Origin of the sequence: Nocardioides antri (assembly GCF_008373765.1) — a bacterium.
GTDB lineage: Bacteria > Actinomycetota > Actinomycetes > Propionibacteriales > Nocardioidaceae > Nocardioides > Nocardioides antri.
The window spans coordinates 1-254 of the sequence record NZ_VUJW01000064.1; the positions used below are offsets into that span (position 1 = coordinate 1).

The following is a 254-nucleotide window of genomic DNA, read 5'->3' on the forward strand; positions in this document are numbered from 1 at the left end:
GAGGTCCCCGGAGTGACGGTCAACCGCTACTGCTCCTCGAGCCTGCAGACCACGCGGATGGCCCTGCACGCGATCAAGGCCGGCGAGGGTGACGTCTTCATCTCGGCGGGCGTGGAGACCGTGAGCCGCTACTTCAACGGATGGTCCGACAATCCCGAGGGCCAGAACCCGCTCGCCGCCGAGGCACAGGCCCGGACCGCGAGCTTCGCGCAGGGCGGCCGGACGTGGGAGGACCCCCGCGCCCTCGGCGCCCT

At 71.7% G+C, this 254-nt stretch carries 1 protein-coding gene; it reads left to right on the forward strand.

The window, feature by feature from the left end:
- A partial coding sequence (locus tag F0U47_RS20445; RefSeq protein ID WP_368666155.1) for a thiolase family protein occupies positions 1–254 on the forward strand: 254 nt, incomplete at both ends.